Source organism: Synechococcus sp. BIOS-E4-1, from assembly GCF_014279995.1.
Classification (GTDB): domain Bacteria; phylum Cyanobacteriota; class Cyanobacteriia; order PCC-6307; family Cyanobiaceae; genus Synechococcus_C.
In genome coordinates this window covers 975,318-999,608 of the sequence record NZ_CP047935.1, presented here as the reverse complement: position 1 = coordinate 999,608, position 24,291 = coordinate 975,318, and the positions used below count along the sequence as shown (strand labels likewise).

The 24,291-nt window shown below is 59.6% G+C and carries 25 protein-coding genes; 16 read left to right on the top strand and 9 right to left on the bottom strand.

Going from position 1 to position 24,291, the window contains the following annotated elements:
• Positions 1-6 precede the first annotated feature (6 nt).
• Entirely contained in the window at positions 7-2,124 is a 2,118-nt protein-coding gene (locus SynBIOSE41_RS04915; protein WP_186539838.1) for a M3 family metallopeptidase, read from the top strand.
• A 19-nt stretch (positions 2,125-2,143) separates the two neighbouring features.
• Positions 2,144-3,613 carry an ArgR family transcriptional regulator gene (locus SynBIOSE41_RS04910; protein WP_186539837.1) on the top strand — a complete coding sequence of 490 codons (1,470 nt, stop codon included), beginning with the start codon at positions 2,144-2,146 and terminating at the stop codon, positions 3,611-3,613.
• Here SynBIOSE41_RS04910 and SynBIOSE41_RS04905 read toward each other — a convergent pair.
• The 8 genes from SynBIOSE41_RS04905 to SynBIOSE41_RS04870 form a co-directional block, all read right to left on the bottom strand.
• The gene (locus SynBIOSE41_RS04905) at positions 3,585-4,712 is read right to left on the bottom strand and encodes an alpha/beta hydrolase (RefSeq protein ID WP_066908307.1); all 1,128 of its coding nucleotides are present in this window, start codon (positions 4,710-4,712) and stop codon (positions 3,585-3,587) included. The genes SynBIOSE41_RS04910 and SynBIOSE41_RS04905 overlap by 29 nt on opposite strands.
• Positions 4,709-5,260, bottom strand: a complete 552-nt coding sequence (locus SynBIOSE41_RS04900) for a hypothetical protein (protein WP_186539836.1) — start codon at positions 5,258-5,260, stop codon at positions 4,709-4,711. The genes SynBIOSE41_RS04905 and SynBIOSE41_RS04900 overlap by 4 nt, the downstream gene beginning before the upstream one ends.
• A gap of 5 nt (positions 5,261-5,265) precedes the next feature.
• Complete coding sequence (locus SynBIOSE41_RS04895; RefSeq protein ID WP_186539835.1) at positions 5,266-5,961, bottom strand: DUF6629 family protein; 696 nt, start codon at positions 5,959-5,961, stop codon at positions 5,266-5,268.
• Between the two features lie 70 nt (positions 5,962-6,031).
• Positions 6,032-6,646, bottom strand: coding sequence for a triacylglycerol lipase (locus tag SynBIOSE41_RS04890; RefSeq protein WP_066908313.1), 615 nt, complete (start codon positions 6,644-6,646; stop codon positions 6,032-6,034).
• Position 6,647: 1 nt separating this feature from the next.
• Positions 6,648-7,031, bottom strand: coding sequence for a dihydroneopterin aldolase (folB, locus tag SynBIOSE41_RS04885; RefSeq protein WP_186539834.1), 384 nt, complete (start codon positions 7,029-7,031; stop codon positions 6,648-6,650).
• Positions 7,028-8,344, bottom strand: coding sequence for a glutamate-5-semialdehyde dehydrogenase (locus SynBIOSE41_RS04880; RefSeq protein WP_255475956.1), 1,317 nt, complete (start codon positions 8,342-8,344; stop codon positions 7,028-7,030). Before SynBIOSE41_RS04880 ends, folB begins: the two co-directional genes overlap by 4 nt.
• 15 nt (positions 8,345-8,359) lie before the next feature.
• A complete protein-coding gene (locus tag SynBIOSE41_RS04875) occupies positions 8,360-9,286 on the bottom strand; it encodes an ROK family protein (RefSeq protein ID WP_186539833.1) in 927 nt (308 codons plus the stop codon).
• 3 nt (positions 9,287-9,289) lie between these two features.
• On the bottom strand, positions 9,290-13,690 hold the full coding sequence (locus SynBIOSE41_RS04870; RefSeq protein ID WP_255475955.1) for a translocation/assembly module TamB domain-containing protein: 4,401 nt from the start codon (positions 13,688-13,690) through the stop codon (positions 9,290-9,292).
• A gap of 85 nt (positions 13,691-13,775) precedes the next feature.
• Here SynBIOSE41_RS04870 and SynBIOSE41_RS04865 point away from each other — a divergent pair, with 85 nt between their 5' ends.
• The 13 genes from SynBIOSE41_RS04865 to SynBIOSE41_RS04805 all read left to right on the top strand — a co-directional run bounded on the left by SynBIOSE41_RS04865 (position 13,776) and on the right by SynBIOSE41_RS04805 (position 23,723).
• Positions 13,776-14,219, top strand: coding sequence for a Ycf51 family protein (locus SynBIOSE41_RS04865; protein ID WP_186540808.1), 444 nt, complete (start codon positions 13,776-13,778; stop codon positions 14,217-14,219).
• The gene (locus SynBIOSE41_RS04860) at positions 14,216-14,620 is read left to right on the top strand and encodes a DUF4332 domain-containing protein (RefSeq protein WP_186539831.1); all 405 of its coding nucleotides are present in this window, start codon (positions 14,216-14,218) and stop codon (positions 14,618-14,620) included. Before SynBIOSE41_RS04865 ends, SynBIOSE41_RS04860 begins: the two co-directional genes overlap by 4 nt.
• Before the next feature lie 65 nt (positions 14,621-14,685).
• Positions 14,686-14,973: a hypothetical protein gene (locus SynBIOSE41_RS04855; protein WP_255475954.1), complete on the top strand. Its 288-nt coding sequence runs from the start codon at positions 14,686-14,688 to the stop codon at positions 14,971-14,973.
• Complete coding sequence (locus tag SynBIOSE41_RS04850) at positions 14,963-16,612, top strand: CocE/NonD family hydrolase (protein ID WP_186539830.1); 1,650 nt, start codon at positions 14,963-14,965, stop codon at positions 16,610-16,612. Before SynBIOSE41_RS04855 ends, SynBIOSE41_RS04850 begins: the two co-directional genes overlap by 11 nt.
• A gap of 22 nt (positions 16,613-16,634) precedes the next feature.
• Complete coding sequence (locus SynBIOSE41_RS04845; RefSeq protein WP_186539829.1) at positions 16,635-17,381, top strand: DUF3887 domain-containing protein; 747 nt, start codon at positions 16,635-16,637, stop codon at positions 17,379-17,381.
• Positions 17,382-17,451: 70 nt separating this feature from the next.
• Positions 17,452-19,749: a 1,4-alpha-glucan branching protein GlgB gene (gene glgB, locus SynBIOSE41_RS04840; RefSeq protein WP_186539828.1), complete on the top strand. Its 2,298-nt coding sequence runs from the start codon at positions 17,452-17,454 to the stop codon at positions 19,747-19,749.
• A gap of 100 nt (positions 19,750-19,849) precedes the next feature.
• Complete coding sequence (gene hemE, locus SynBIOSE41_RS04835) at positions 19,850-20,908, top strand: uroporphyrinogen decarboxylase (RefSeq protein ID WP_186539827.1); 1,059 nt, start codon at positions 19,850-19,852, stop codon at positions 20,906-20,908.
• The gene (locus tag SynBIOSE41_RS04830) at positions 20,905-21,912 is read left to right on the top strand and encodes an NAD(P)-dependent oxidoreductase (RefSeq protein WP_186539826.1); all 1,008 of its coding nucleotides are present in this window, start codon (positions 20,905-20,907) and stop codon (positions 21,910-21,912) included. The genes hemE and SynBIOSE41_RS04830 overlap by 4 nt, the downstream gene beginning before the upstream one ends.
• A gap of 35 nt (positions 21,913-21,947) precedes the next feature.
• Complete coding sequence (gene petE / locus SynBIOSE41_RS04825) at positions 21,948-22,307, top strand: plastocyanin (protein WP_186539825.1); 360 nt, start codon at positions 21,948-21,950, stop codon at positions 22,305-22,307.
• A gap of 127 nt (positions 22,308-22,434) precedes the next feature.
• Positions 22,435-22,797 (top strand): c-type cytochrome, encoded by a 363-nt coding sequence (locus SynBIOSE41_RS04820; protein WP_186539824.1) that lies wholly within the window; start codon positions 22,435-22,437, stop codon positions 22,795-22,797.
• A gap of 11 nt (positions 22,798-22,808) precedes the next feature.
• Positions 22,809-23,021 (top strand): Nif11-like leader peptide family natural product precursor, encoded by a 213-nt coding sequence (locus tag SynBIOSE41_RS04815; RefSeq protein WP_197461542.1) that lies wholly within the window; start codon positions 22,809-22,811, stop codon positions 23,019-23,021.
• An 18-nt stretch (positions 23,022-23,039) separates the two neighbouring features.
• Positions 23,040-23,489, top strand: a complete 450-nt coding sequence (locus tag SynBIOSE41_RS04810) for a hypothetical protein (protein WP_186539823.1) — start codon at positions 23,040-23,042, stop codon at positions 23,487-23,489.
• 66 nt (positions 23,490-23,555) lie between these two features.
• Positions 23,556-23,723, top strand: a complete 168-nt coding sequence (locus tag SynBIOSE41_RS04805) for a hypothetical protein (RefSeq protein WP_186539822.1) — start codon at positions 23,556-23,558, stop codon at positions 23,721-23,723.
• 37 nt (positions 23,724-23,760) lie between these two features.
• Here the strand turns inward: SynBIOSE41_RS04805 and SynBIOSE41_RS04800 are convergent, their stop codons facing one another.
• Positions 23,761-24,066 (bottom strand): hypothetical protein, encoded by a 306-nt coding sequence (locus SynBIOSE41_RS04800; protein WP_255475953.1) that lies wholly within the window; start codon positions 24,064-24,066, stop codon positions 23,761-23,763.
• A gap of 59 nt (positions 24,067-24,125) precedes the next feature.
• Between SynBIOSE41_RS04800 and SynBIOSE41_RS04795 the strand changes: the two genes are divergently transcribed.
• Entirely contained in the window at positions 24,126-24,284 is a 159-nt protein-coding gene (locus tag SynBIOSE41_RS04795; protein WP_186539821.1) for a hypothetical protein, read from the top strand.
• The last annotated feature ends 7 nt before the right edge of the window (positions 24,285-24,291 follow it).

Genomic DNA, 24,291 nt, shown 5'->3' with positions numbered 1-24,291 from the left:
TCACCCATGAGTACCCCAGAACTGTTGCGCGGCAAAGGTCTTCCTCGCTTTGAGGCCATCGATGCTGAGCAGGTCAACAAGGAAATTCCTGTCTTGCTGACCACGCTGAACGATCAGCTGGAAACTCTGGAAACATCGCTGCAGCAGCGCCTCGCCGCAGCATCACCGCTGAGCTGGGACGAGCTGATGCCCAGACTGCATCAGCTTGGTGAGCGGTTGCGCTGGAGCTGGGGAGTGGTGAGTCATCTCACCGGTGTCCGCAACACTCCTGAGCTACGTGAGGCCCATGCAAAACAGCAACCCGAGGTGGTGCGCTTCAGCAATCGCCTCGGCCAGAGCCAGGTTCTGCACGAAGCGCTCAGCAGACTGAAAACATCCCCCGCTCAACCGCTGGACGGCACACAAACACGCATCCTCGACGCTGAACTTCTCTCGATGCAGCATCGCGGAGTGGGCCTGCGAGGGGCTGAGCAAGCTGATTTCAACAGCACAAGTGAGCGGCTGGCCGCTCTCTCGACCAGTTTCAGCAATCACGTGCTGGATGCCACGCAGACATGGAATCTGGTGATCCACAAACGTGAACAGCTTGAGGGGGTTCCCGACCGTGCCCTGGCAATTCTCGCTTCAGCTGCAGCTGAAGCTGGGGATCAGTCAGCTGACGGTTCAGCACCAACCGCTGCCGAAGGTCCCTGGCGTCTGGGTCTGGACATGCCGCGTTACATCCCGGTCATCACCCACGCCAAGGACCGAAACCTGCGCGAGACCCTCTACAAAGCACACGTGAGCAGAGCCAGCCATGGCGATCTGGATAACGCACCGCTGATCGAGGAAATCCTGCAGCTGCGGCGTGAGCAGGCATCACGGCTCGGGTACGCCAACTGGGCGGAGCTCAGCCTTGCCTCCAAGATGGCGGATGATATTTCAGCTGTTGAGTCACTGCTGGAAGAGCTGAGATCCTCGGCGATGCCTGTGGCTCAGAACGAGCTCCAGGAATTGCGTGAATGCGCCCTGAGTCATGGTGCCGCCGAAGCCGATGCACTGGCCCCGTGGGATGTGAGCCACTGGGCGGAACAGCTCAGACGCGAACGTTTTGATCTCGATCAGGAAGCCCTGCGTCCCTGGTTCCCGCTCCCCCAGGTGCTCGAGGGGCTGTTCAGCCTCTGCGAACGCCTGTTCAGCATCCGTATCAAGCCCGCAGACGGTGAGGCGCCCATCTGGCATGAGGATGTGCGCTTCTTCCGAGTGATGGACTGCAGCGGCGAGCATCTGGCGGCCTTTTATCTGGACCCTTTCAGCCGTCCCGCCAGCAAGCGCGGCGGTGCATGGATGGATGAGTGCCTGAGCCGTCAGCGCAATGCCGACGGTGATCTCACCCTGCCGGTGGCATACCTGATCTGCAATCAGACACCTCCCTCAGGCGACACGCCCAGCCTGATGAGCTTCGAGGAGGTGGAAACCCTCTTCCATGAATTTGGTCACGGCCTCCAGCACATGCTCACCACGGTTGAGCATCCGGAAGCGGCTGGCATCAACAACGTGGAATGGGACGCCGTGGAGCTTCCCAGCCAGTTCATGGAGAACTGGTGTCTCGATCGAAGCACCCTGATGGGGATGGCCCGCCACTGGCAGACGGGCGAGCCACTACCGGAGGCCGATTATCAGAAGCTCTGCAGCAGCCGCACCTTCATGCAGGGGAATGGCACGCTTCGGCAGGTGCATTTCGCCCTGACAGATCTGCGCCTCCACAGCCAATGGACCCCGGATCTGAAGATCAGTCCGGATGCGTTCCGTCGCCGCATCGCTGAAACCACCAGCGTGCTGCAACCGGTGGAGGAAGACCGCTTCCTCTGCGCATTTGGCCACATCTTTGCCGGCGGATACGCCGCTGGCTATTACTCCTACAAATGGGCCGAGGTGCTCAGCGCCGATGCATTTGCCGCCTTTGAGGAAGTGGGTCTGGAGAAAGACGATGACGTCGCTGCCACAGGTGAACGTTTCCGCAACACGGTCCTCAGCCTTGGTGGCAGTCTGCGGCCCGCCGAGGTCTATCGACGCTTCCGCGGCAGGGACGCCACCAGCGCTGCGCTCATCCGCCATACCGGCCTGGCGGTCTCGGCGTCCTGATCAGATTGAGGCCTGAGCCATGGCAGACAATCTGCTCGGGCTCAGTGCAACCTGGGGCCATTGCGCTGACGATGGCACTGATCTCGCGCCTCTGATCGCGCTGGATGAAGCACTGGAGCAAAGCAGCTTGCGACGCGGCATCAGTCGTGATGCGTTTATCAAAGAGCTGCTCAGCGATCTGAACCATCAACGTTTGATCCCGCTGTTACTGATGCTTCCTCGCCGTTGGCGCGGACAGAGCGCCAGCCTGCCGGAGCATCTGCGCAGCCTGGGGAGCCTGCTGGAAAACAATCTGGTCAGTCCACTGCTGTTAGCAACCCTGGCCGATGACCTGCAGCACTTGTTGCCCGCAGTCTCCAAATCCTCAGCAATCAATGCCCTTGAGCGCTGGTATCAGCGAACGATCAAAGGCAGCGCTGAACAAAACCTGGACCTGCCGCAAACCCTCGAGGAGCTCTGGTCGATGACGGCGGAAGCCATGGAGGAATTGCCGGTGATGCCAAAGAAGTCTTCAGGAACTTTGGCGAAGATCAGTGCCATGGGAGGGGTTCTGACCTGGAGCAACCGCGGACTCCCCAATGTGCAGACAGAAGCTGCACGACTGCGCAACCGTCTGCTGGCTCAGATCCTCAACGTGCTGGGGAGTAACCGAATGCCGAGAGCAGGGACTGCATCCGAACCATTCAGCTTCGAAAGCGTCAGCAGTGGCCGTGAGCTGTTGAATCATCTGAACAGCCAGGGATGGCAGTCTTGCGCTCGGATTCGCACGAGTGTGGCCAGTTTCGGCCTCGGTGCCAGCACTCGCGTGGAGGAGCAATGGCTGCAGATTCCCCTTGCGGTGCCTTATCGAACCGCTCTGGTCGATGCAACAGGCGAAGAGATCCAGGCACTGATGCCCCACTCCTCCCTGGAAATGGAGCTGCAGCCTCCCAGCGGCTCACCGCTGTTGTTGCAGTACTACCAGGGCGTTGAAGGACTGAATGGCTGGGCGGCCCTCAATGAGCTGCATCGTCCCTGGCAGAACGACCGGAGCAATGGCACCGTTGCCTATCAAGCCACCGAACTCAGAGGCGAACAGCTGGGCGAAACCCTCGACCTCTGTGAGCTCATGGCGGCAGTGCACAACAGCGAAGCCCAGTTCAGCCATCTTCATATGGGCGGATACGGAGCGCTGGGGTTCTGCATCGATTCCACAGCCCTGCTGGAGCAGGCCATCACGGGCACAACCAATCTGTTCCCGCTGACACTCGGAGACCTGTGGCGTCAGCGACTGCACCGCCAGTTGCAACATCAACTGGACGCTGGTCTGCAAGCGACCGACGACAGCGTGAACCGCTACCGCCTCGCCCTGGACCAGCTGCCCCAGGACCTCTTTCACGACAACCAGTCTCGACCTGAGGCTCATCGCAGGTTGAAAGCAAGCCAGCCAAGACACAGCCCTTTCGCGCTGGTGCGCGCTCTTAACGGAGAGCTCTCAGCGGAGGACTGAGCGCCGAACGCTCCAGTTCCTGGCAGATGGCCTCGACAACCGAGCCGCGGAACGCAGTGGAGAATGGACCGGATGATCCGTTGTGACTCATCCCCTCGATCATGTAGCGCTGCAGCGTGTGATGACGTTGCCAGCGATTCCAGTTGGTGAGTGGAAGCAGGGGCAAACGACCGGGATAAGCGATCCGCCCCAGAGCCGCCACGGGATCTCGGCTGCCCAACACCATGGCCACATCATTGACAGACTCGAGCGCGCCGTTGCCGCTGAAGACGCCACAGACCGTGATCACCTGAACTCTCACACGACAGAGCTGCTGCAGAATCTCAGCCGTTCCAATCGCCATCTCTCCACCTCCGCTGTAACCGACGAGGACGATGCGAGAAGCCTGATGGGGACGGAAGCCGATCGCATCGAGACGACGGGCGATCTTCAATGCCAACTCGTAGTTCATCACAGGGCCATAACGGCGATCCGAGGAGATTCCAACCTTGATCACGTTGTTGGCCTGCACGCAGAAGGCGCAGATGAAGCGAACCAGACCATTGGGGTGATGCTCCTGGAGGGCGAACAGGCGCTGCCAGAACCAGCCGGCGAAAGTGGTCGAGCGCAGTCCAACATTGGTGATCGTGTAGGCCTCGATCCCTTTCACCAGCATCGTGTCATCCGCAATCGACTCCTGCAGACAGCTGAGGAAATCGCTCACACGCGGTGGATGACTCTCTTCACTCTGATGAATGCCATCGAGATAGACGACATAGTGACGATGCCGATCAGAGCCCTCGCTGCCCGATGCAAAAAGGTGGCTGGGGTCTGGAAGACCATGCATCCAGCCTTCCCAGAAGACAAAATCCACCATCACCGAATAGACACCAACCAGTGCGACCACAACCACCAGCACGATCCCGAACCAGGTGAGCAGCTCCAGCAGCGATTCCGGTTGCAACAGGGAGGTCGCATCACGACGCACAGCGGTCAGACCAAGCAGGCCGAGCATGGCGACACAGACCAGCGCCACCACCAGCCAACGGCGCACATGACGAAGACGACGACGTTGATGCTGGACAGCTGCTTGTGTTTCTGCGTGGGGAGACCCTGTCATGGCGACGTCAGGGCTGACACCTCTGTGGCGAGCATGGCGTAGCTCGTGCGCCAGCGCTGCGCAAACAGCAAGCCCACCAGCAGCAGCGCGAGCACAAATCCAGGCAGCGCCACCACCAGGCTCGTCTCCAAGGGGATGTTGTAAACCGCCTGAAGCAGCAACATCACATTGAGATGGATCCAGGCCAGCAGGGTCACTGCAATCAGATCACTCACATAAGGAGCCGCCGCCAGCACATAAAACAAACCTGGCCACATGGCGGCACCCATGCGATTGGCGAAGGTGATCGGTTGCAGAGGAACACCTTCGAGAAGCATCAGCATCAGGCTGTGGCAGAGGATTCCGAGCAGAAAAGCCAGACTGAGCACCAGAGCATCCACGATCATGTGCATCAGGATCTGCATCGGCGTCAGTCGATTGGCGAGCAACGCGAACAGATGCGAGGCAGACATCGAGAATCCAACGCCGATCAGAAGTCCGACGCCGGTGTCCATGGCCAGCAGAACCTGACCCATGGACTCCAGAGATGCCAACAGCTGGTCAGCCATCGGCTTCAGGCCTGACGCAGATGGGGACGATTTACGATCCAGATCACAACGATCGAGAGCACGGCGCAGTAGAAACACCAGACCGAATTGAAAGTTGCGCTGTAAGTGGCCCAGGTGAGGAAGATCGACACGAAAATGAGCACACCAAACAGCTTCACTGCTTTGTCACTGAGGGCAATCAACGGCAAAACAATGAAGGCCCAGTACACCAGTTCACCGATCGGTTCCGTATTCACGAAGTTATGCAGGATGCTGTGCAGATCGGAAATGTTGTAGAGAAGTCGACCATTGCTGTGAACCGCTGGTTGAATCGCCGGCGGGTTGAAGAGCATCGGCAGATAGAAGGCGATGCCGATAACAGTGGCCACAATCGCGACCCATTTCAAACGTCGTTGCAATCCCTTGGAGTCCGTACTTCGGCTAACGGACCATGCGCTCCACGGGATCCAGATCATCCAGAAGCAATAGGCGAAGAAGAGAAAACCGAGCCCACCGATCGTTGCGAGGGGCTCGATGCCGCCACGGTCGATCGCAGTCCATTCCAGACCCTCGACAAATTGCTGAACCCCGAAGAAGAACGGCACCAGGGCGAGGGGTTTGTAATCAGGCCGCTCATGACTCGTAGCCAGATGATGCGAATAAAGACCGAGAGGAACGAGCACGGCTGATGCCGTGAAACTTGCCGAAGCCGAAAAACACATGCGCGGCAGGACATGGATGACATCCAAAGTGTGCCCATCAGCACAGAACATGTCACTGTTCGTGCACCAATCAGTCACTCAGAAGCGTTCTCAGCAAAACATCAAGCGATCGGGGATGCGACATCAACTGCTGATGGGTGAATACAGGAACACTGCTCACGAGTCCTATTGGCAGATGGGCCTGCCACCCCGGGAAAACCATCAAATCCCAGCGACAGTAATAACTGACGCAGTCCAATCCCTTGAGCGTCTGCAGATCAGCGTTGAGAGAACGCAACAGAGGACTGCCTCGTTTCATGTCGGCCAGCCCGGCGCAAAGCCATGAGGGAATCCATTGAGCCGTGACAGTTCCCCGCTGAGGACTGCCAACACTGACAAAACGATGGGTGCGTTTTGCACCACCCAGCTGCTGCAGCCAGACACGCCCGATGATGCCGCCCATCGAAAAACCAAGCAGGTCCACCTCCATGTCGTCACCCCAGCGCTCACGGATGTGAACGTCGAGCTGCTCCGCCAGGGTGCGCAGAGGAACAGCCCCCAGGCGGTGCGGAAGATGGGGCACGAGCAGTGGAACGTCATGCACCTCCAATCGACGGACCAATCGCCGAAACAGATGCGGCGTATCCCAGAGGCCATGGACAAGGACCAGCGGTCGCCGTGATGAAGAAGGCACCGTGGTGGTCATATCAGAACGGCTTACGGCGCCAGCGCTCAAGGCTCACCGTACCCGCGAAACCTGGAATCGGAGCATGACATTTGCTCAGCCGAAGATGGATCGGCAAAGCCCCATAGATCCCCTCAAGCTCTTCAAACATGCGCTCACTGAAATGTTCGAGGGTATGGCAGCGGATCTCGGCAGCAAGGTGCTGCAGAGCCTGCACTCCCAGGCTGTAATCAGCGGTGGCCGCCAGTGAATCAGCAGTGGCCGACTGGCTCAGATCAAGATGCAGCTCCAGATCAACACGGAACCACTGGCCGTGTTCACGCTCATGGTCGAGGACCCCGACATGGGCCCAGAGTCGGAGATTGTCGACTCTGATGATGTCCAGGGGATGGGTGACGTTGCTCATCCCTCCAGATCCACATGGCTGAAGCGACGCGCACCCGATGCATAGTCGGCAGCGATGTGGCCGTCACCACGCAATCGATAGCGATAGGTCACCAGTCCCTCCAAGCCCACGGGACCTCTTGGAGGCAAAGTCTGCGTACTGATGCCCACTTCTGCGCCGAATCCATAGCGGAAGCCGTCGGCAAATCGAGTGGAACAGTTGTGATAAACACCGGAGCTGTCGACTGAGCGAAGGAATCGCTCCGCAGTGGAGAGGTTACGGGTTGCGATCGCCTCGGTATGGCGTGAGCCATAGCGACGGATGTGTTCAAGAGCTGCATCGAGATCGTCCACAACACGAACGGACAGGGTCAAGGCCAGGTATTCCGTGCTCCAGTCCTCATCAGCCGCGGCCTCACTGATCCCAAGTGCACAGGCGCCTGGATCGCCGAGCAGCCGCACACCTGCCGACTGGAAGGCCGGGATGGCCTTCTCCAGGAAAGTGCCGGCGATATCGGCATGCACAAGCAGGGTCTCGATTGCATTGCAGGCAGCCGGGTACTGCACCTTGCTGTCCAGGGCAATGGTCACAGCCTGATCAGCGTCCGCCTCGGCATCCACATACAGATGACAGATCCCATCGGCATGGCCGAGCACGGGAATGCGGGTGTTGTCCTGAATGAAGCGCACCAGTTCGTTACTGCCCCTGGGGATAATCAGATCCACCAATCCCTCAAGGCGCAGCAGTGCAAGGCTGTCTTCACGGGTGGTGAGCAGAGCGAGGGCCTCGGGAGCGACCGAGGTGGCCGCGAGTCCCTCCTGCAGTGCTGCCATAACTGCCTTGTTGGTGCACTCGGCTTCACGTCCACCCTTGAGGATCGCCCCGTTACCGGACCGGATCGCCAGTGAGGCAATCTGGATCACAGCATCCGGTCGGGCCTCGAAAATCACACCGACGACCCCGAGAGGGACGCTGACGCGTTCAAGCACAAGACCGTCATCAAGCTCCCGGTGCAACTGACGTCGGCCGAGGGGATCAGCAAGCTCTGCCAGCTGTCGCACCCCGGTGATTGCTCCTTCAAGCTTGACTTCATCGAGCTTGAGACGGGCCATCAGTGCCGGAGCCAGCCCGTTGCGCTCGGCGGTCTCACGGTCCGTACGGTTCGCGGCAACGATGGCGCCGGAGTGCGCACGGAGTGAATCCGCCATGGCCAGCAGGGCCTGCCGACGCTGGTCGTCGCTGGTCAGGCCCAGATTGGTGGCGGCACGGCGCAGGCTCACCGCCACAGACAGAAGCTCCGGGGAGGGGTCTGGAACGGCCTGCACAGGCAACATTGAGAACGACTTCCATCATCCCGCCTGGGGAGACGCTGAAGGCAACAGCCGCTGAATCGCCAGGCGTGCAGCGCCCAGACGCCCCGCGCCATTGCCTAGTGCACACGCCTTGATCTGTAGGCCCTCGCGACTCACCGCCTGAACACGGGTAGCCACCTCATGACGCACCGCAGGCAGGAAATGCTCACTGGCCCCAGCCAGTCCCCCCCCAACCAGCACCAGCTGCGGCGTGAAAAGGTAAACGAGCGAGCTGATGCCTGTGCCGAGAAGCTGGCCGTAGCGCTCCCAGTGCGCCCTGGCCTGAGCATCCCCACTGGATGCAGCCATGGCCAGTGAGGACGGCTCAGTGCCACTCAGCCGCTTCAAGCCGGCGATGCTCGCAAACTGCTCCAGCGACCCCCTGTTGCCGCTGTTGCACTCAGGTCCATCAGGAAACAGCGTGATCAGCCCCGGTTCCGCGGCGGCTCCGTTGTGACCTGTGAATAACTGGCCACCGAGCATCACCCCTCCGCCAACACCGGTTCCAAGAGTCAGCAACACCACATCACTGCAGCCCACGGCCGCGCCTTTCCAGGCCTCACCCACGAGAGCGCAGTTCCCGTCATTGGCGAGGGTGACCCTTCGCTGCAGGCGTGGTTCAAGCCACGCAGCCAGTGGAACCTCCTCCCAACCGGGCAGATTGATGCAGACGCGGGCAACCCGCGCTTGGGCATCCATCGGACCCGGCAAGCCAATCCCGACTACCGAAGCCAGGCCATGGGGATCGAGGCTTCCGATCGCGTCAACGATCTCCACACAAACTGATCCAGGTGTGGCGGGTTGAGGCGTTGGACGCTGGTGGTCCGCCAGTAAATCCCCTTCAAGGCTGAACAGACCGAGCTTGATCGCGGTTCCACCGAGATCCACACCCAGAACGCACCGATCAGCACTCGATTGAGCCATCGATCAAAACCGCATGAACAGCTGCAGCTGGCTCTGCCAGGTGCCCTGACTATCAACCGATCCGGACAGACTCAAGTTCGGATTGATCTGATAGGTCACGGTCCCCTGCGACGGGATGTCGTTGCGATTGGGAGCAGCCAGCACCGAGAAGTCGAAGCGTTCAGTGATGGCAACACCCACTTCGGTCACGAGGGCGAGCTGGGGGGGGACCTGTCCAGAAACACGATCCTTTTCATTCTGAACAATGGTGGAGACGTAGGTCGGATAGAGGGCAAACTGCAGCCTCTGGCTGAACGAATCCGAGAGCGTCCCGAGGACCGGAGACAACAGCGACTGCCCCAGAACAGCGGCCAGAGCGGCACCGGCGCCAGCTCCCGATAGACCAGCCAGTGAGTTGCCGCCGATCAGAGCCAGCAGCTGCGGCTGGGGAAGAGATGGTGTGCTGCGCAGACGAATGCTCTGAGACAGACGGTCGGCCGGTCCGCTGGCCGAGAGCATCACCTTGATGAGGCGGAGCTCTCCTCCGGCACCGAGATTGCCAAGACCGTTGGTATCGAATATGGATTTGGAGAAGGCGTTGTCGTCGTCGTTGATGGTCACGTTGTCGGAGACCCGCGTGACCATGGCGATATCCACGTAGGGGATCAGCCCGAGCGAAGGGGTGAAGACCGCGACATTTGGGGCAGCACGATCAAGGTTGAAAGTCGTGGTGAACATGGTCACCCGACCGGACAGCAGTTGAACAACTCCCCGCAGTTCCAGGCTGGGATCCAGAGCCCCGTTGAGGTTGAGAAGCCCCGCTGTGGTGAAGTTGTACCACGGTTGCATCTCAACTCTCAGCTTGGGACCGAGCGTGACGCGCAGGTCGCGGAATCCGATGAAGGGCAGCTTGGGCAAAGACGCCTTGATCGAGCGGCTCGTCTCCGCCTCAACATCAGCACCCCGGAGAACCAGTGGCTCTTTGAAGTCCCACTTTTCCTCCAGGAGTTCATCAACGGAAGCGGCCTCGGTGGAAAACGCCTTTGTGGAGTCTGTTTTCTGAGCCAGTGGATTCCTGACGCGGGAGAGCACAGAGCGACCCGGCCGAATCGCTCCATCACTGACCTCGAGAATTCCGCCGATCTGTGGATTCACCACAGCTCCGGTAATCATCAGGTCAGCGCCAACGTTCACATCAGCATTGGGAAGCTTCAGGCGAGCCTTTTCGAGCTGGATTCGCAGGGGCTTGGGCTCAGGATTGGGGCGCAGAAGCGCTAAGGCACCACTTCCCTCGAGCTGACCACCAGAGCCGAAGCGACCCTTCAGCGACTGCACTTCCAAGCGGTCGAAGTCGAAGACCATGGAGCCATTGACTTTGGCAAGGCTCTGGCCCTGAGCCTTGAACGCAGCCTCCTTGATCACGATGTAGCCATTGGCCTTCGGCGCTCGCAGAGTGCCACCGAGCAACAGGCGAAGATCCGCGTCACCCTTCTCCCAAGACACGGTGTCATTGGTGAGTCCTGTCAGGAACTTCAGGCCATCGCCAAGACTCACGATCCGGACATCGAGTGGCTGATCAGCCGCAAAGGGAATCCTCCCGGTAACGGTCACTGGCTCTGTGGAGGTTTCGGAAACAAGAGCAAGGTCGAGCTTGAGAGCCTGATCACTCAGCAGCACCTGGCCGCGTTTGAGCGCAATCGGGTTGGGGCCGAGGCGCGCATCTTCGAGCACCAACTCACTGCTAATCGCTGCCTTGGAGCCATCGAGTCGATAAGTGCCGCTCATGCCAAGTGCTCCCATCAGTGACCTCGGAACGGGTGCAACCAGTGCCAGGAGGCTGAAGGGCAGATGGGCAAAGGAGAACTGCCCCTCTCCTCCCTGAAGTGGACCTTCTATCCGTGCGGTGAAGGGTTTCACTTGCAAGGCGTAATCCGCATCATCACCTTCGATCCAGAGGTGCCCCCGGGCATTGAGATCAAGGTTGAGACGACTGATCCGAGGACCGGTCAGATCGATCACTGCATCCACCTGACCGCGGAGATCCTCAAGCCGGAAGGGTTCACGGTCACGGTTCTCCTGCCGTGCCTGCAGCAGGGCTTTCCGGGCGTCACGCAAGGCCTGAAGTTGCCCGTCCAGAATGCCGCCGAATGTATTCACCAGCAGCGTGCCCAGATCTGCCGCTGAGCCCTGCTCCAAAGGCGCATCCTGATTGAGCCTGGGCAGGCTTAGGGCACTGTTGCTGAGCCAGCGAGCGCTCAGTCCCCTCGCCACGGCCTCACCCTTGAAAGGACCATCAAACCGTCCTTCGGCATCCACTGTGATCTGGCCCGTATCCGGTGGCAGCAGCTCGCCCGTGATCGCGTAACGACGATCCGAATAACGGCCGGTGAGCAGAATCTGCTGAAGCTGCAGCCCCATGATTCCAGGACGTTTGATGCTCAGATCGCCTGTCATGGCGAGCGGTTGCAGCCCAAGAGTGCCCTCACCACTCAAGCGGCCATACACCCCTTCCCAGCGTTGCCTGGGAGGAAGGGCCAGTTCAAGTCCATCGACCGTCAGGTCATTGGCTGTCCATTGGTAAGCAGCCGGCGTTCCTCTGAGCTGCAGATCCCCCTTGCGACGGCGCAGCATCACTTCGCTGGGAAGCCAGTTCGCACCTAGCCGAGCCTCAAGTGATCCCGCAATGACCGCTCCAACCGACGCCATCGACAGCACACCGCCTCCACCGGAGCGACCGAGGAAGGTTCCACTCCAGTCCTCCATCAGACGCACAGCACCCGCCTGCGGATGATTCACTGCAAGACGCAGATCAGGCCGCAGTGCATCAAGAGGGCCCTGCACCCGGCCGGATGCCGCAATCGTTCCATCCATTTCCGTACCCAGAAGAGGTCCCAGCCGCTTCAGGGGGTAGGACTCAAGACGCAGATCGGCCTCCAGTAGCCCGGTTTTCAGACCACCTGCACCGAGGCTGAGCGGCATCCGGGCGCGGGCGGTGAGATCAGGACTGCGGAACTGCTCAAGCTTCAGCAATCCCGATTGCGCAGTCCAGCCAGCCTGCAGCGACCAGGCCTGCAGCAAGGGATTGTTGGCCTGAGCCATGGCGAGAGACAGCTCCGGCTTGGATGATGCACCGGTCAATCTCAGCTCTCCTTTAAGGGGAGCTGCAGTCCCGAGAAGAGACGGGACCAGAGGCAGGCGCTTCCAGGCGGGCCCCGCCAGATCAAGCCGCTGGGTCGCAACGTTCAGCTGAGGGTGCAAGGCACCCTTGGCCTTCACATCCAGACCAGGTGCTTTGAGATCAAGCCCATCCAGTGTTGCCGACCAGTTCTTGGAGTCGCGCCAATCAGCACTCAGTTGAGCACCAAGTCGAAGAGGTCCGTCCACCGGGATGGTGTCCGGCAAAGCCCAGATCCCATTGATGCGCAATTTCGGTTGATACCAGTCGCCGTTCAGCTGGAAAGCCAGATTGCGGTTCTGATCCAGTTCCTTCAGAGCCCCCTTCAGATCAAAGGAACGATTGAGACGCACGCCGCCTCCAAGTGAAGCCCTGTAAGGCCCGTAGGTCCATCGACTGTTCGTGACTTTGAGCACGTCCCCACGACAACTGACGCGCAGCTGTGGCGACTCGAGCGTGTGCTCCATGGCCTGGCCGCTGAACTCCGCTCTCTGCAGGGACACTCCCCCGCTGCAATTGGCTTGTCCCCGACTCCAGCCCAGGCGCAGGTCGCCTCCGAGCTGCCCCCGCATCTGAAGGGGCAGCTTCGACGGCAGCAGGCCCTGATAGCGAGCCAACTGAATCCGTTCCAGTCGGGTGGTGAGCTCAAACTCCGGGCGGACCCAGCGCCCCCGTGCCTTGACGGTGATGCGCCCCCTCTCTGGAAGCACAAACTTGAGGACGCCATCAGCCCTGTGCTCATCAAGACGGATACCGCTCCAACCTGCAGCTGTGAAACTGAGTCCCGCAGGAGCGATACGGATCCTGGCAGGGTTGCTGAAACGCACCTTCAGATCCACGCGAGGTGGGTCGCCTTGTTTTGGGAAGGGGCCTGGAACCCAGTAAGCACCCTTGTCATTGCGCCGAAGCTCGAGATGAGCTCCTCTGACCCGCACCTGCAACACAGGCCTGAGTCGCTGCACTGTGGCCAGGGGATCGAGCCCGATGGTGATGCGCTGAATCTCCGCAGTCGACTGATCAAGTGGACCTTTGCCGACCTGAACAGGTCCTAAAGCGATTCCCTGCAGACCCAGGCCGCGATAGCGACCGATGCTGACGGGATGACCGAGGGGCCTGGAAATCTGAGCCTCGATCCCTGGACGCACACGCTGAAAAAGTGAAGCAGCGTAGCGATCGGCCGCGAACCAGAGCGCGCCCCCACCGATGAGGGATCCTCCGAGAACAGACAGAACGAGCCTGTTACGCCGCATGCTGGTTGGACCTCCTCGCATCGATGCCCGTCAATACGCCGGAGGTCGACGCAATATAAGGACCACATTCCCAGCAGACCAGCCCATGCCACTTGAGGAATTGCTCTCCACCTCCAGCATCTGGCTCGCCAAGGGAGGGGTGGCGCTGTTCGGCTTGACCCTGATCGCTTTCATCGCCCGCTGGGAGATCCGTTTCCGGCTGGTAGGAGTGAGCAGCTTCACGCTGCTGTTGTCGGCAAGCTGCTGGGCATTCGGTCTCAGCTACACACCCAGCGTCAGCGTGGAGGGTGCACTGCGGGCACCAATCGTTTTTGACAATGGTGATGACCTGGTTGTGGCTCAGGCCCAGGCCGATTTTCCAGATGAAGCGATCGAACCGACCCTGCAGCAATTGGCAGGGAATGTGCGACCAGGCGGCCGCAACAGCCCGAAGGTGACCGTTCGCCTGCGTCAGCTTCAGCCCGCAGGTGCAGGCGCTTCCCGATCGGTGGTTCTGGGTGAAACCGTGCGCGACTTCCGAGCCGGATGAGACCCGAGGATCCTCTGCAGGACCTGCCCCAGGGCCTGCGCGATGAACAGAAACAGCTTCTTGCCTCGGGCATTACCACCTGGGGGCAGCTGCAGGCTCTCGATGCGCTGCAGATCAGTCGACTGGCCGCCAGCGGACGGGCATCAGCACGCAACCTCAGAAGGCTGCAAGGCATGGCCGATCTCGCCTGCGCGTTGGACCTGGCTCCCCAGGATGCTGCCCTGCTGATGCATGCAGGACTGGCCACCGTGACAGCGATTGCTGGCGCTTCCCCTCAGGACTTGCTCACCCGAACCGGACGGCTTGAACGTCAGCTGCGCAGCGGGCGCCCCCCGGTTGTGGATCTGGTCCTGGCACGACGCTGGATCAAGCGTGCCAGGGAGAGGCAAAACACGAACTGACCGTCCGGACCAGCCAGGTCCGTCTCACCCGTTTCAAATGAGGACAGATTCGGACAGAGGTTCCGATGCGTTTCATCAACAACCTCAGTTTCGCAACAGTGGCCGCTGTGTCAACGCTGTTCGCGGTGAGCCCTGTCAGTCAGGCCCAGTCTTCGCTTCTGGAGAGCGTCAAGCGCAATCCCGGCGAAGCCCAAGCACTCTGCCAACAATTCAAATCCATCAATTCCCGAGGTGAGTCAGCTCTCTCGAGCCAATCCATTGCTTTGATCGCAGGCCAACGCAATCTCAACAAGACGGAGGCCGAAATTGTGGCGACCTACGTGATCGGACTCAACTGCCCGGATGTTCGCTGATGCGTCACTGATCACCCGCGACGGCGTTGAGCTCGTCTCGCGGTTGTGGCGCCCCCGCGGAGATGGACCCTGGCCTGCACTGTTGATGCGACAGCCCTATGGCAGGTCCATCGCATCGACAGTCACGCTTCCTCACCCCGATTGGTGGTGCAGTCACGGTTTTGTTGTCGTGGTCCAGGATGTGCGCGGTCAGGGAGACTCGGGAGGATGCTTCCGAGGATTCGCCCAGGAAGCGCAGGACACAGAGGACACCTTGACCTGGCTGAGGCAGAGACCGGAGGTCAATGGTCGTATCGGCATGTACGGCTTCTCCTATCAAGGTGTGACCCAACTGCTGGCGCCTGTGGACTGCCAGCCGCCTGACTGCCTGGCACCGGCGATGTGCGGCCTGAACGAACGCGATCACTGGAGCTGCGATGGCAACGCCCACTGGTGGCACCTGGGACTGGGCTGGGGATTGCAGCTGGCGAGTCTCCAGGCCAGAAGACGGGGGGATCATCAGGCCTGGGACGAGATGCGACGCAGCCTTGAGGACGGCAACTATCTGCGTGAAGGCATCGCGATGCTTGAACGCCATGATCCCGAAGGCATGGCCCTGCGCTGGCTCAGGCAAAACCCCGAAAGGGAGAGCGACTGGATCCAACATTCCATGCCGCATCGATGGCTGCAGCTACCCATGCTGTTACTGGGCGGATGGTGGGATCCCCATCTCCGCGGCGTGATTGCTCTTGCGGAACATGCCAGGGCGGCGGGAGGTCGACCTGAACTCCATATCGGCCCAGCCACCCACCTGCAGTGGTGGCCAGAGAGCAGCGCACTGCTGCTGAACTTCTTCCAGCGGCATCTGATCACCTCTCTCAGCGACTCCGCACCTCTGCAAAGTGCGGATGACATTGTTATCCGGCTGTGGGACCAGGTCAGCGAAAGCTGGAGCGGACCGAACGATCTGAACCCAGCATCGATCACAGCCTCATCCATGGGTTCAGCACAAACGACGGATCAGAAGCGCTGGCACCTCTGCAGTCGAGGCCTCGCCTGTCTTGACCCCGAAGAAGGACAGATCCTTGGCACAGCCCCTGACCATGCTGGTGGGGTGATGATCGTGCATGACCCATGGCGGCCTGTGCCCGCCATCGGCGGGCACCTCAGCCCCAGCGCAGGCCCCTGCGATCGGGCATCCCTTGACCGTCGAAGTGATGTAGCGGTGTTCACCGGAGCACCCCTGGAAAGCGCCCTCGCTCTGAATGGAACGCCGAAGCTGAAGCTTCGCGTCTGCGCCGACCAGCCTGGATTCGATCTGTGCGTGGCACTGTCGCGATTGCCGCTGGGCACGAACACGGTGCAACAGCTTTCAACGGGGATGTTGAGAGTTCGCGGACAGGGAGCCCTCGAGCTCAGTGCGCGGGAGCTGGACCTTCAGCCTCTGCATGCCACGCTCGAGCCCGGCGACCGGCTGCGCCTGTCGATTGCAGGAGCCGCCTGGCCCGCCATTGGCATCAATCCTGGGCAACCGGGCATGGCCTGCAGTGCACCCAGTGCCGATTGCCGCGTGATCAGCATCGAGTTGCACCTTGAGATAGCTCAGTTGTGGATGCTGCCTCTGCTGGCGCCCCAACACCTGGGAACTCCGGCAGACTGACGCGACTGTTCTGACGATTGCCGTGAAGTTCACCTCCTGTCTTCTGGCCGCTGCCATGGCCACCTGCACTGTGGAGATGATCCCTGCGGCGAGCGTGCGAGCCGACGTTGGGGTTGCACAGGCCCTCAATGCGCCGCGGACCAATCTCACCCCAAGCCAAGCCAAAGCGGCCGCCAGCAAACTTCTCAAATCGATCCAGACAAAGAACGCCCAGGGCATCTACGAGCTGCTGGCGACGCCACTGAAGTCAGCCACCAGCGTGGAAGCCATTAGCCAGCGCCTGCAAAGCGCACCCTTGATCGAGTCTTTCCGGGTGGGCGCAATCAACCCGGGGCTTGACGACACGACCGTGGAAACGGTGGCGATCACCAACAGTGGCACCCGTGAACTGCCACTTCTCCTGGTTCTCGATGACGACGGACAACTGCTGGCCTGGAAGTGGGTCGACACGATGCTCCCCATCGAGCAGACCGCACTGAACTTTGTGAAGGATCTAGATGCCGGTCGTTGGGTCGCAGCCCGCTATTACCTGGACCTCGACTTTCAGAGGGAGATCTCCCCAGCTGACCTCAAACGCAAGTGGTCGAAGCTGGAGCGGGTTCTCGGGGGCGTGAAGAGCATCAAAAGCTCACTTGCAGCCTCAAGCAGCAGTGAGCAGCAGCTGGTGCTGGTCACGATCGAATTCGGCAACATGACCGACAACCTCTTCGTGGTCTTCAACCGCCAGGGGCGGATCATCAACGTCGACTTCTCAGCAGATCTGGTCTGAAATCCCTGGCAGGGAAGGAGTTTGAGCGGGCTTTCCGCTTAAGCTCCCGGCCTACGAAAGCTCCGTCGTCATGACCATCACTGTGCAGGACTGGATGGTTGAGGACGCCCAGCGACTGGCGGAGTGTCGTCACGACTACCCCTTCTCCGTTCTCGGCCCTCAATCGCAGAACAACGGTGGCTGGGTGATCCGTGTCTGGATGCCCGAAGCCAGCCACGTGACTCTTCTGATCACTGGAGAGGAGATCGCCATGGCAACTCCCCACCATCCCTGGATCTTCGAAGCAGAGGTCGATCACAACCCAGGCAGTGCCTACAGGGTCCGCGTCAACCGTGGAGGGATCACCCATGAACAGCACGATCCCTGGGCTTTCCGTCAGGAATGGATGGGCGAAATGGACCGCCATCTGTTCGCGGAGGGCAATCACCATCACATCTGGCGGCGCATGGGTGCCCATCGCTGCGATCAGGACGGAGTCCAGGGGGTGATGTTCTGCCTGTGGGCTCCCAACGCACGCAGCGTCAGCGTGATCGGCAACCTCAACAGCTGGGATGGACGCCAGCACCCCATGCAACTGCGCCTGGGAGGGATCTGGGAGCTATTCGTCCCCGGACTGGCTGAAGGAGAGCTCTACAAATACGAAATCCGTACTCAGGACGGCCACTGCTATCAGAAGGCCGATCCCTATGGCTTCCAGCACGAAGTGCGTCCGGCCACAAGCTCGCTCGTGAGCCATCTCGATGGTTTCAACTGGACCGACAGCAGCTGGATGCAGACGAGAGACAGCAGCAATGTGCTGGACCAGCCGATCTCTGTGTATGAGATGCACCTTGGCAGCTGGATTCATGCCTCCGCGGAAGAGCCTTTCATCGAGGCCGATGGCAGCGCACGGACGCCTGTTCCCGCAGCAGATCTCAAGCCAGGCGCACGCCTGCTCACCTATCCGGAACTGGCTGATCGGCTGATTCCGTACGTCAAGGAGAGGGGCTTCACGCACATCGAACTGATGCCGATCACCGAGCATCCGTTTGATGGCTCCTGGGGCTACCAGGTCACTGGCTGGTATGCCCCGACCAGCCGTTACGGAACCCCGGATGAATTCCGGGCTTTCGTTGACCGCTGCCACTCCGAGGGCATCGGCGTGATCATCGACTGGGTGCCAGGTCACTTTCCCCGTGACAGTCACGGTCTGGCCTTTTTTGATGGCTGCCACCTGTATGAGCATGCCGATCCACGCATCGGCGAGCACAAGGAATGGGGCACGCTGATCTTCAACTACAGCCGCAACGAAGTGCGCAACTTCCTTGTGGCCAACCTGGTGTTCTGGTTTGACCAGTTCCACATCGATGGCATTCGCGTGGATGCGGTGGCTTCAATGCTTTACCGCGACTACCTGCGGCCGGACGGCGAGTGGCTCCCCAACGAAAACGGCGGCCGTGAAAACACTGAAGCGGTGCGTTTTCTTCAGCAGGCCAATCATGTGCTCTTCCAGCATTTCCCTGGAGCACTGTCGATCGCGGAAGAATCCACCACCTGGCCGATGGTGACCCAACCCACCGACATTGGCGGGCTTGGCTTCAACCTGAAATGGAACATGGGGTGGATGCACGACATGCTCGATTACTTCGAGCTTGATCCCTGGTTCCGTCAGTTTCATCAGAACAACATCACCTTCTCGATCTGGTACACCTACACCGAGAATTTCATGCTGGCCCTGAGCCACGATGAAGTGGTGCACGGCAAGAGTCATCTCCTGCACAAGATGCCTGGGGACGACTGGCAGAAATACGCCAATACGCGTGCTCTTCTGGCCTACATGTGGACTCACCCAGGCAAGAAAACCATCTTCATGGGAATGGAGTTCGGTCAGCGATCCGAATGGAACGTGTGGGGCGATCTGCAATGGGACCTGCTGAACCACGAACCACATCAGGGTCTTCAGCTCCTTGTGGGTGATCTCAATGCTCTCTACAAGGCGGAACCTGCTTTATGGAGGGATGACTTCGATCAGTTCGGCTTCCAATGGATCGACTGCAACGACAATCGCCATTCCGTGATCAGCTTCATGCGCAGGGAAAGCAGCAGTGGAACCTGGCTTGTGGTGGTCGCCAATTTCACTCCTCAGAGCCATTCCCACTACAGAGTTGGCGTGCCGCTGTCGGGCTTCTATGAGGAGATCTTCAACACCGATGCCTCCAAATACGGCGGCAGCAATCTGGGCAACATGGGCGGCAAACCCACCGATGAATGGGGCATTCACGGCTATGACAACTCTCTCGACCTCTGCCTGCCACCGTTGAGTCTGATGGTGTTCAGACACGATCCCAGACGCAGCCTGAGCGCTCTTCAACAATCCAAGAGCGACTGAGCCGTTACCAGCGATGTGACGAACCGCTCAGCATGCCTGGAATCCAGCGTTTGCGCACGGTTCCTTCAGGTAGGTTTCCGAATGATTTGATTTCGGCTTGATGAGCGACTCTCTGCCTCTGTTACTGCGTGCAGCCCGCGGTGAAGCGGTGGAGCGTCCTCCGGTCTGGATGATGCGCCAGGCCGGTCGTTACATGAAGATCTACCGCGACCTGAGGGATCAGTACCCGAGTTTTCGCGAGCGTTCCGAGAACCCCGATCTCTCCTATGAGATCTCGATGCAGCCGTTCAGGGCCTTCAAGCCGGACGGCGTGATCTTGTTCTCCGACATCCTCACGCCTCTCCCCGGCATGGGCATCGACTTCGACATCGTCGAGAGCAAAGGTCCCCAGATCGGTGATCCGATCCGCAACATCGACCAAGTCAATGCTCTGCGTCCTCTGATTCCAAGCGAATCCATGCCCTTCGTGGGCGAAGTACTGGGTCGTTTGCGCGAAAGCGTCGGCAATCAGGCTGCTGTGCTGGGTTTCGTTGGCGCTCCCTGGACCCTGGCTGCGTACGTGGTGGAGGGCAAAAGCAGCAAGAACTATGCGGTGATCAAGGCCATGGCCTTCCGAGAGCCGGAACTGCTCCACAAACTGCTCGACCATTTCGCCGAGTCCATTGCCAACTACCTGCGCTATCAGATCGATTCCGGGGCACAGGTCGTGCAGATGTTCGACTCCTGGGCCGGGCAACTCAGCCCAGCCGACTACGACGTCTTCGCAGCCCCCTACCAGAAAAAGGTGGTCGACCTGGTCAAGCAGACCCATCCCGACACCCCATTCATCCTCTACATCTCCGGCAGCGCCGGGGTGATTGAACGCATGGCCCAGACCGGCGTGGACATCATCTCTCTCGACTGGACCGTGGACATGGCCGAGGCCTGTGCACGCCTGCCTGAACACATCGGGGTGCAGGGCAATGTTGATCCCGGCTTGCTGTTCGGAACCCCGCAGGCCATCGAAGCCCGAATCGATGACTGCGTTCGCAAGGCCCGTGGCCGTCGCCACATCCTCAACCTCGGCCATGGAATCCTCCCCGGCACGCCTGAGGAGAATGGAGCTGCCTTCTTCACCGCCGGCAAGAGCGTGATGGACAGGGTCGGGGCTCTCGCTTGAGTCAGACCACCACTCGGGAGCGCATTCTGATCACCGGCGCCAGCGGCTGCGTCGGTCAATACACCACCTCATGGCTGCTGGAGAACAGCGACGCCGAGCTGCTGCTCTGGCTGCGTGATCCCAGCAAACTCACTGCGGTTTCCGCGAATCATCCGCGGATCCAACTGCTGGTGGGCGACCTTCGCGAGGCCGATCGTTTCGCCTCAGAACTGGCCAGCGTGCAGCGCGTGATCCACACAGCCACAGCCTGGGGTGATCCCGAGCGCGCCCAGCAGGTGAATGTGGTGGCAGTGAAGCGAATGCTGTCACTGCTCAATCCATCCTTGATCGAGCAGATCACCTATTTCTCGACAGCCAGCATCCTGGATCAACATCTGCAGCCCCTGACCGAAGCGCTGGCTTACGGCACTGAATACATCCAGACCAAGGCCCAGTGCCTGCAAGATCTGGAGCAGCATCCTCTGGCCAAAAAAATCGTTGCCGTCTTCCCCACCCTGGTGTTCGGAGGCCGGGTCGACGGCAGCAGCCCTTTTCCCACCAGCTACCTCACCGAAGGTCTTGCGGAGGCCAGCAAATGGCTCTGGCTGGCTCGATTTCTTCGGGCCGATGCCAGTTTCCACTTCATCCATGCAGCAGACATCGCTGCGATTTGTGGCCATCTCGCCACCCACCCCCATCAACGCAACCGGGAACCCGGCCAGGGCGCTGTCCGCAGGATTGTGATGGGACAGCAGGCCATCAGCGTGAACGAAGCAGTGGCCAGCCTCTGCCGCTGGCGGGGAATTCGACGAACCCCTGGCATCCCTCTCTGGCCCTGGTTGATCGAAACGTTGATCCGGGTGTTGCCGATCGAAGTCAATGCCTGGGATCGCTTCTCCATTCGTCAGCGCCATTTCATCCATGAGCCCGTGACCCAGCCGGAGCGTTTTGGAGAAAAAAGCCATGCGGCAGACCTAGAGGCGGTCCTGCAGGATTCAGGTTTACCGAGGCGAGGATCACCCTAAAGTGCCCCTATAATAAGCCAACTTCAACAGTCGTCATGCTGAAGAGCCTTAAATCGATTTTCTACACCGCACTCGCCTTTGTGCTGGCCTGCACAGTGGGTGTCGCATCTGCCAGCGCAGCCACCGTTGAGGTGAAGCTTGGTGCTGATTCCGGAATGCTGGCTTTCGAGCCCAGCTCCGTCACGATCAAAGCGGGTGACACCGTCAAGTTCGTCAACAACAAGATGGCCCCTCACAATGCCGTCTTTGAAGGTCACGACGAATACAGCCACGCCGACCTGGCCTTCTCCCCCGGCGAATCCTGGGAGGAAACCTTCAGTGAAGCCGGTACCTACGACTTCTACTGCGAGCCCCACCGTGGCGCAGGCATGGTTGGTCAAGTCATCGTCGAGTGATCTGTTCAGACAACACCTGATTTTTCAGGTTTCAACATATTCAGACCCCAGTTTGTCAATGTTCATTCTGGGGTCTTTTCATGTTGTTGATGATGGATAGGTTTGGCATAGAGATGAACGCCAAGGGATGCCAAACCCTGCTTCTGCACTGGCACTGATCCTCAGCATCTGCCTGAGTTTCGGGGCGGCTCTGCCTGTCAGAGCAATCGCTGAACCAGACCTGTCCCATGGCGCCCAGCTGTTCTCCAGCAACTGTGCTGCTTGTCATATGGGTGGCGGCAATGTCATCCGCGCCAGTCGCACGCTCAGTCAGACCGACCTGCAGGCCTATCTCGACTCCTACAGCCAGCATCCGATTGAAGCCATCGAACACCAGATCGAGAACGGTAAAAATGCGATGCCTTCCTACGAAGGAAAACTGAGTCTTACGGACATCGATGATGTGGCTGCATTCGTGGAGAATCAGGCCGAAAAGGGTTGGTCACGATGAGCAGAGAAGCATTGAGCGCCTTTGTTCATGCGCTCGAACACAGTGCATCGCTCAGACGACAACTGCATGGATGTTCAGATGACGCTGAGATTGTTTCCCTGGCAAGAAGTCTCGACTTCGCCATCAATCGTGCCGATCTGATCGAGGATCATCAGGCATCGACCCTGGAGAGCTGGTTCAGCCGCAGTGCCCTGGGAATCCGACCGCCCGGCAGCACAGACTGAACCTTTGCAGCCCCGGCCATGCCAGTGGTGACCCTGCTGAGCGACTTCGTTGATGGGACCTCCATGGCACTCAGCGAAGACACAGAGGCGCAAAGCCTCAACAGTTACATGGTCCGCAGCCCTGGCCAACTGTGGGCGGGCATGCAGCAACGGCGCCTGGCGAGGAATCTCACCCGCCGCCGCAGGGGGCCCGGCACGCTTTATTACGCACCGACGGAGACGGCCCAGGCGAGTGTGGCCGCTTACCTCCAGACCGATACGTGGTCTGACGAAGAAGAGAGACAACAGCAAGCCATGCAGGCAAGTGGTGTTGAAATAGCACCCCATGTCGGCGAAGCGATGGAGCGCAAGGCTCTGTTCAGCCGCCGGCAACTCAAGCTCACCCGGCAGGCACAAGCGAAAGGATTCGGCAGAGCCTTGCGCCGCGTTCAAATGGTAGCAATCACTACATTTTTAAACTTCCATTAAGGCTTTTAAGGAACAGCGGTGTCGAGCCCTGCTGATTGACGAAAGTGCATTGGCTCGAGAATGCTCATGAACGACACCGTTCACAACCGTCGCGGGACCAGCCTGAAATGGGAAACCAATGGAGAACTGGCTGGAGCCGATCTACGCAACATCCTGCATCGACTTCAGGAAGCCGACCCCAATGCCCAGGGACTGAATCAATGCGACCTGGTTGATCGCCCACTGGAGCAGTGATTGATCCGGTCAGAGCACCGATCATCAATGACTGAGATCAGCGCAGTTCTGCCATGCGATCAACACTCGATCCAATGCATTCCACAACGTATCCCTCCAACCCCTGATCGTCGCTGCCTGGCCTCAGCCTGAAGAGATAGGCATTCACCCAGGCCGTTTCAGTGTTGTTGAGATCGTGTCCTCGGTCGACAAAACCGGGTTTCTGATCAAACAGGTGCAAAAGGATCGCCAGCACATCCGACCGGGTAAGGCTTTCAGGATCGATGAATGGCAGCTGATCCCTAATCTCAAGACATGAGATCGAAGCTGAATAATCGAAATCCTCCGGCGCCACAAACGACATCAGCACTACCCGGATGTTGAGATGGTAGGTGCGCCGGACGCCATGATGATCAGTCAGCCATGAGCATTGAATCGAAAGACCGCCACCACTGGATCGACGAAATCGCCTTTCTTGAAGCGCGCCTGAATGGCAGTCAGGGGGATATTGACAAAGAGGATCGTGCTGCCTGTGAAGAAGCCCTGAAATCAGCAAAGATCAACCTTGCCGCCTGTCGCTGAAACTCAA

Excerpts from the sequence above, each read along its gene's own strand:
- SynBIOSE41_RS04805 (WP_186539822.1), top strand. The coding sequence starts at position 23,556 with ATGAACGACACCGTTCACAACCGTCGCGGGACCAGCCTGAAATGGGAA.
- SynBIOSE41_RS04865 (WP_186540808.1), top strand. The coding sequence starts at position 13,776 with ATGCCACTTGAGGAATTGCTCTCCACCTCCAGCATCTGGCTCGCCAAG.
- SynBIOSE41_RS04850 (WP_186539830.1), top strand. The coding sequence starts at position 14,963 with ATGTTCGCTGATGCGTCACTGATCACCCGCGACGGCGTTGAGCTCGTC.
- SynBIOSE41_RS04880 (WP_255475956.1), bottom strand. The coding sequence starts at position 8,344 with ATGTTGCCTGTGCAGGCCGTTCCAGACCCCTCCCCGGAGCTTCTGTCT.
- SynBIOSE41_RS04905 (WP_066908307.1), bottom strand. The coding sequence starts at position 4,712 with ATGACAGGGTCTCCCCACGCAGAAACACAAGCAGCTGTCCAGCATCAA.
- SynBIOSE41_RS04910 (WP_186539837.1), top strand. The coding sequence starts at position 2,144 with ATGGCAGACAATCTGCTCGGGCTCAGTGCAACCTGGGGCCATTGCGCT.
- SynBIOSE41_RS04810 (WP_186539823.1), top strand. The coding sequence starts at position 23,040 with ATGCCAGTGGTGACCCTGCTGAGCGACTTCGTTGATGGGACCTCCATG.
- SynBIOSE41_RS04875 (WP_186539833.1), bottom strand. The coding sequence starts at position 9,286 with ATGGCTCAATCGAGTGCTGATCGGTGCGTTCTGGGTGTGGATCTCGGT.
- SynBIOSE41_RS04870 (WP_255475955.1), bottom strand. The coding sequence starts at position 13,690 with ATGCGGCGTAACAGGCTCGTTCTGTCTGTTCTCGGAGGATCCCTCATC.
- SynBIOSE41_RS04820 (WP_186539824.1), top strand. The coding sequence starts at position 22,435 with ATGCCAAACCCTGCTTCTGCACTGGCACTGATCCTCAGCATCTGCCTG.
- folB (WP_186539834.1), bottom strand. The coding sequence starts at position 7,031 with ATGAGCAACGTCACCCATCCCCTGGACATCATCAGAGTCGACAATCTC.
- SynBIOSE41_RS04860 (WP_186539831.1), top strand. The coding sequence starts at position 14,216 with ATGAGACCCGAGGATCCTCTGCAGGACCTGCCCCAGGGCCTGCGCGAT.
- glgB (WP_186539828.1), top strand. The coding sequence starts at position 17,452 with ATGACCATCACTGTGCAGGACTGGATGGTTGAGGACGCCCAGCGACTG.
- SynBIOSE41_RS04795 (WP_186539821.1), top strand. The coding sequence starts at position 24,126 with ATGAGCATTGAATCGAAAGACCGCCACCACTGGATCGACGAAATCGCC.
- SynBIOSE41_RS04895 (WP_186539835.1), bottom strand. The coding sequence starts at position 5,961 with ATGTGTTTTTCGGCTTCGGCAAGTTTCACGGCATCAGCCGTGCTCGTT.
- hemE (WP_186539827.1), top strand. The coding sequence starts at position 19,850 with ATGAGCGACTCTCTGCCTCTGTTACTGCGTGCAGCCCGCGGTGAAGCG.
- SynBIOSE41_RS04890 (WP_066908313.1), bottom strand. The coding sequence starts at position 6,646 with ATGACCACCACGGTGCCTTCTTCATCACGGCGACCGCTGGTCCTTGTC.
- SynBIOSE41_RS04800 (WP_255475953.1), bottom strand. The coding sequence starts at position 24,066 with ATGTCGTTTGTGGCGCCGGAGGATTTCGATTATTCAGCTTCGATCTCA.
- SynBIOSE41_RS04900 (WP_186539836.1), bottom strand. The coding sequence starts at position 5,260 with ATGGCTGACCAGCTGTTGGCATCTCTGGAGTCCATGGGTCAGGTTCTG.
- petE (WP_186539825.1), top strand. The coding sequence starts at position 21,948 with ATGCTGAAGAGCCTTAAATCGATTTTCTACACCGCACTCGCCTTTGTG.
- SynBIOSE41_RS04915 (WP_186539838.1), top strand. The coding sequence starts at position 7 with ATGAGTACCCCAGAACTGTTGCGCGGCAAAGGTCTTCCTCGCTTTGAG.
- SynBIOSE41_RS04855 (WP_255475954.1), top strand. The coding sequence starts at position 14,686 with ATGCGTTTCATCAACAACCTCAGTTTCGCAACAGTGGCCGCTGTGTCA.